Origin of the sequence: Stenotrophomonas sp. HMWF003, assembly GCF_003061285.1 — a bacterium.
GTDB classification, from domain to species: domain Bacteria; phylum Pseudomonadota; class Gammaproteobacteria; order Xanthomonadales; family Xanthomonadaceae; genus Stenotrophomonas; species Stenotrophomonas maltophilia_AP.
In genome coordinates this window covers 3,364-7,594 of sequence record NZ_QAIW01000338.1, presented here as the reverse complement: position 1 = coordinate 7,594, position 4,231 = coordinate 3,364, and the positions used below count along the sequence as shown (strand labels likewise).

The window sequence follows — 4,231 nt, the reverse complement described above, 5'->3', positions numbered from 1 at the left end:
GTCAAGGGTGTGCTGATCGTGGCGGTGCTGATGACCCTGGCGGTGCTGGTCACCTCGACGTCGGAAACCGCGTCGGCGCAGTTCGACGTGATTACCTCCGCTGCGGTGGTGCTGACCCTGCTGCCTTACATCTATTCGTGCGTGGCCTGCTATTTCGTGGTCGAGCGTTCGCACACGCTGGTGCATACCGGTGCGTTCTGGCTGCTGACCAGTGTCACGGTGGTGTACTGCCTGTGGGCGATCTTCGGGTCGTCGGGCAGCATCGTCCAGTACGCCTTCCTGTTCGTGCTGTTCATCACGGTGTTCTACCCGTTCTTCAGCGAGGAGCGCCGCCGCCAGCGTGGCCAGCTGCCCGCGCTGGACGCCGCCGTCCGCACGACGCTTTCGTGATCTTCCCCCAGGAGAATGCCTGTGTATTTCAAGTCGCTTGATTACCCCATCATCGTCATCGATGACGATTACGAGTCCCCGCGCATCGGTGGCATCCTGATCCGTGCGCTGGTCGAGGAGCTGCGCAAGAACGACCAGCGCGTGCTCTGCGGCCTGACCCTTTCCGACGCCCAGGCCGGCGCGCGGACCTATGTGGCGGCCTCGGCGGTACTGATCTCCATCGACGGCACCGAGGACAAGCCCGAGCAGTTCCAGCGCCTGCTCGGCTTCCTGCGCGAACAGAGCGCGCGCCGCGGCAACCTGCCGGTGTTCCTGTATGGCGAGCGCCGCACCATCGAGAAGGTGCCCAGCAAGCTGCTCAAGTACGTGCACGGGTACATCTTCCTGTTCGAGGACACCAAGAGCTTCATCTCGCGCCAGGTGATGCGCGCGGCCGAAGACTACATGGCCAACCTGCTGCCGCCGTTCTTCAAGGCGCTGATCCACCACACGGCCGAGTCCAACTACTCCTGGCATACGCCGGGCCATGCCGGCGGCGTGGCGTTCACCAAGTCGCCGGTGGGGCGTGCGTTCCACCAGTTCTACGGCGAGAACACCCTGCGCAGCGATCTGTCGATCTCGGTGCCGGAGCTGGGCTCGCTGCTGGACCACACCGGCCCGATCAAGGAGGCCGAGGACGAAGCGGCGCGCAACTTCGGCGCAGACCACACCTTCTTCGTCACCAACGGCACCTCCACGGCCAACAAGATCGTCTGGCACGGCACCGTGGGCCGCGGCGATGTGGTGTTCGTCGACCGCAACTGCCACAAGTCGCTGCTGCACTCGCTGATCATGACCGGCGGCATCCCGGTGTACTTCACCCCCAGCCGCAACGCGCACGGCATCATCGGTCCGATCAGCCTGGACCAGTTCACGCCCGAGTCGCTGCACCAGGCCATCGCCGCCAACCCGTTGGCCAGCAAGGCGTTCAAGGCCGGCTCCAAGCCGCGCATCGCGGTGGTCACCAATTCCACCTATGACGGGCTGTGCTACAACGCCGAGAAGATCGCCGAGGAGATCGGCAGCGCGGTCGATTTCCTGCACTTCGACGAGGCCTGGTATGCGTATGCAGCGTTCCATCCGTTCTACGAGAATCACTACGGCATGGCCAAGGGCAAGCCGCGCGAGCAGGACGCGATCATCTTCACCACCCATTCCACGCACAAGCTGCTGGCCGCGTTCTCGCAGGCCTCGATGATCCACGTTCGCAACGCGGCCACCCGCGAGCTGGATGCGGAGCGGTTCAACGAAGCCTTCATGATGCACACCACCACCAGCCCGCATTACGGCGTCATTGCCGCGTGCGACGTGGCCTCCAAGATGATGGAAGGCGCGGCCGGGCAGTCGCTGGTGCAGGAGATGCATGACGAGGCGATCGCCTTCCGCCGCGCGATGCTGCACGTGCGCGAGGATCTGGGGCGCGACGACTGGTGGTTCAGTGTGTGGCAGCCGGACAAGCTGGAGCGGTCCCTGGCCAAGGGGGATGCGCCGGCACCGTTGGTGGCCAAGCGCGAAGAGTGGTACCTGCAGCCCGACGCGCACTGGCATGGGTTTGACGGGCTGGTCGAAGACTACGTGCTGATCGATCCGATCAAGGTGACGCTGCTGACCCCGGGGCTGTCGATCGACGGCGAGATCGGTCAGCGCGGCATTCCCGCCGCGGTGCTGAGCAAGTTCCTGTGGACGCGCGGCATTACCGTGGAGAAGACCAACCTGTACTCGGTGCTGTTCCTGTTCTCGATGGGCATCACCAAGGGCAAGTGGAGCACGCTGGTAACCGAGCTGATGGCGTTCAAGGAGCTCTACGACGCCAATGCGCCGCTGAGCCGGGCGCTGCCGGGGTTGGCCGCCGACTACCCGGTGGCCTATGCCGGCTGGGGCCTGCGCGACCTGTGCCAGGCGCTGCATGAGTTCAACCGGGAGTTCGCCGTGCCCAAGGTGATGCGCGAAATGTACGTGGACCTGCCCGAGCCGGTGATGACCCCGGCCGAGGCCTACGACCACCTGGTGCGCGGGCAGATCGAGCGGGTCGACATCGAGGCGATCAGCGGCCGTATCGCCGGCACCATGCTGGTGCCGTACCCGCCGGGCATTCCGACCATCATGCCGGGCGAGCGCTTCGGGGCCAGCGACGAGCCGATCATCCAGTCGCTGCGCATCGCCCGCGAGCAGAACGCCCGCTTCCCGGGCTTCGAGTCGGACGTGCATGGGCTTATCATCGACCGCGATGGCGCTACGCCAACCTACAAGGTGGAGGTGCTGAAGGTCTGAGTCCGGTCAGGCCCTCGGCAAGCGATGGATACAGCACGCGAGCAGCGGGTTCTGACATTCTCGATCGCGGTGACCCTGGCCGTGAGTGCCACCGGCTTTGCCGGTGGCCTGCTGGTGGGGTCGCAGGCCATCCTGTTCGACGGCGTGTACAGCCTGGTCGACGTGGCCCTGACCCTGGTGGCGCTGTCGGTGCTGCGGCTGGTGGCGCGGGAAGAAAGCCCGCGTTTCCAGTACGGCTATTGGCACCTGGAGCCGATGGTGGAGGCACTGGGCGGGGCGATCCTGTCGCTGGCCTGCATCTACGCGCTGGCCAATTCGATCATCGGGCTGACCACTGGCGGCCATGAGGTCAAGGCCGGTCCGGCGCTGGCGTGGGCGGCGGTACTGTGTGTGAGCAACCTGGCCATGGCAGCCTTCGTGCGGACCCGCGCGCTGCGCCTGCAATCCTCCTTGCTGTGGCTGGATGTGCGGGCCTGGCTGCTGAGTGGGCTGATGAGCCTGGCGGTGGTGCTGGCATTCGTGATCGCGCTGCTGCTCCGCGGCGGCGAGCACGCACACTGGATTCCCTACCTGGACCCATTGGTGCTGGCGGCGATCAGCATCGCGGTGCTGCCGGTGCCGCTGCGCAGTGCCTGGAAGGCCATGCGCGAGGTGCTGCAGGTGGCGCCGGATACGCTGGATGCACGTGTGCAGGCGGTCATGCAGGCATTCGTGACCGAACACGGCTATCTTGATTTCACCAGCCACGTGGCCAAGATGGGGCGCATGCGCTTCGTCGAGATCCACATCCTGACCCATCCGGAAACGGTCATCGGCAACATCGGCAACGTGGACCGGTTGCGTGACGAGATCGCCGAACGCCTGGACGCGCGCGGCAGCGAGTTCTGGTTGACCATCGATTTCACCGCCGACCCGGCCTGGACCTGAGGCGGCATGGCTCCACTGGCGCGGTGTGGACCGCAGCATTCCACCGTGCATTGTTGACCTCAACCCAGGTTGGGGTCGAACACTGCGTGCTCCCTCCATGGATGCATGCCCCATGTTCAGTGACACCCCCGCTGCGCCCGCCGGCCTGTTCGGCTTCATCAATCCCGCGGGTCTGTATGACCCCAGTGCCAACGGCTACTCGCACGTGGCGGTCGTGCGCTTGCCGGCGCGGGTGATCCACGTGGCGGGGCAGGGCGGGGAAACCGCAGACGGGGTGCTCTCGCCGCGCTTCGAGGTCCAGGTGGCACAGGCCCTGGACAACCTGGCGCTGGCCCTGGCCGCCGCCGGTGCCGGCCTGGCCGACGTGGCCAAACTCACGGTGCTGGTGGTGGACCATGACCAGGACCGGCTGGGCATTCTTTCCGCGCAGATCGGCCAACGCTGGCCGCTGGGCCGGGCACCGACCTGCACGTTGATTCCCGTGCCGCGGCTGGCGCTGGACGGCATGCTGTTCGAGATCGAGGCGACGGCGTACTGCTGATCAGTAGCTCAGCCAGACGGCGCGCGCGACCGACACGTGGGTGATGTGCCCTTGGACGGCGTG

General features: G+C 65.9%; 3 protein-coding genes and 1 pseudogene. All 4 read left to right on the top strand.

Annotation, left to right across the window (positions count from 1 at the left end):
• Positions 1-390: pseudogene (locus DBR34_RS13570) on the top strand (arginine/agmatine antiporter); the annotation flags it as partial.
• Between the two features lie 21 nt (positions 391-411).
• Positions 412-2,700, top strand: coding sequence for an Orn/Lys/Arg decarboxylase N-terminal domain-containing protein (locus DBR34_RS13565; RefSeq protein WP_128097184.1), 2,289 nt, complete (start codon positions 412-414; stop codon positions 2,698-2,700).
• Between the two features lie 24 nt (positions 2,701-2,724).
• Positions 2,725-3,627, top strand: a complete 903-nt coding sequence (locus DBR34_RS13560; protein ID WP_128097183.1) for a cation diffusion facilitator family transporter — start codon at positions 2,725-2,727, stop codon at positions 3,625-3,627.
• A gap of 112 nt (positions 3,628-3,739) precedes the next feature.
• On the top strand, positions 3,740-4,168 hold the full coding sequence (locus DBR34_RS13555; RefSeq protein WP_219928292.1) for a RidA family protein: 429 nt from the start codon (positions 3,740-3,742) through the stop codon (positions 4,166-4,168).
• Positions 4,169-4,231: the final 63 nt, after the last annotated feature.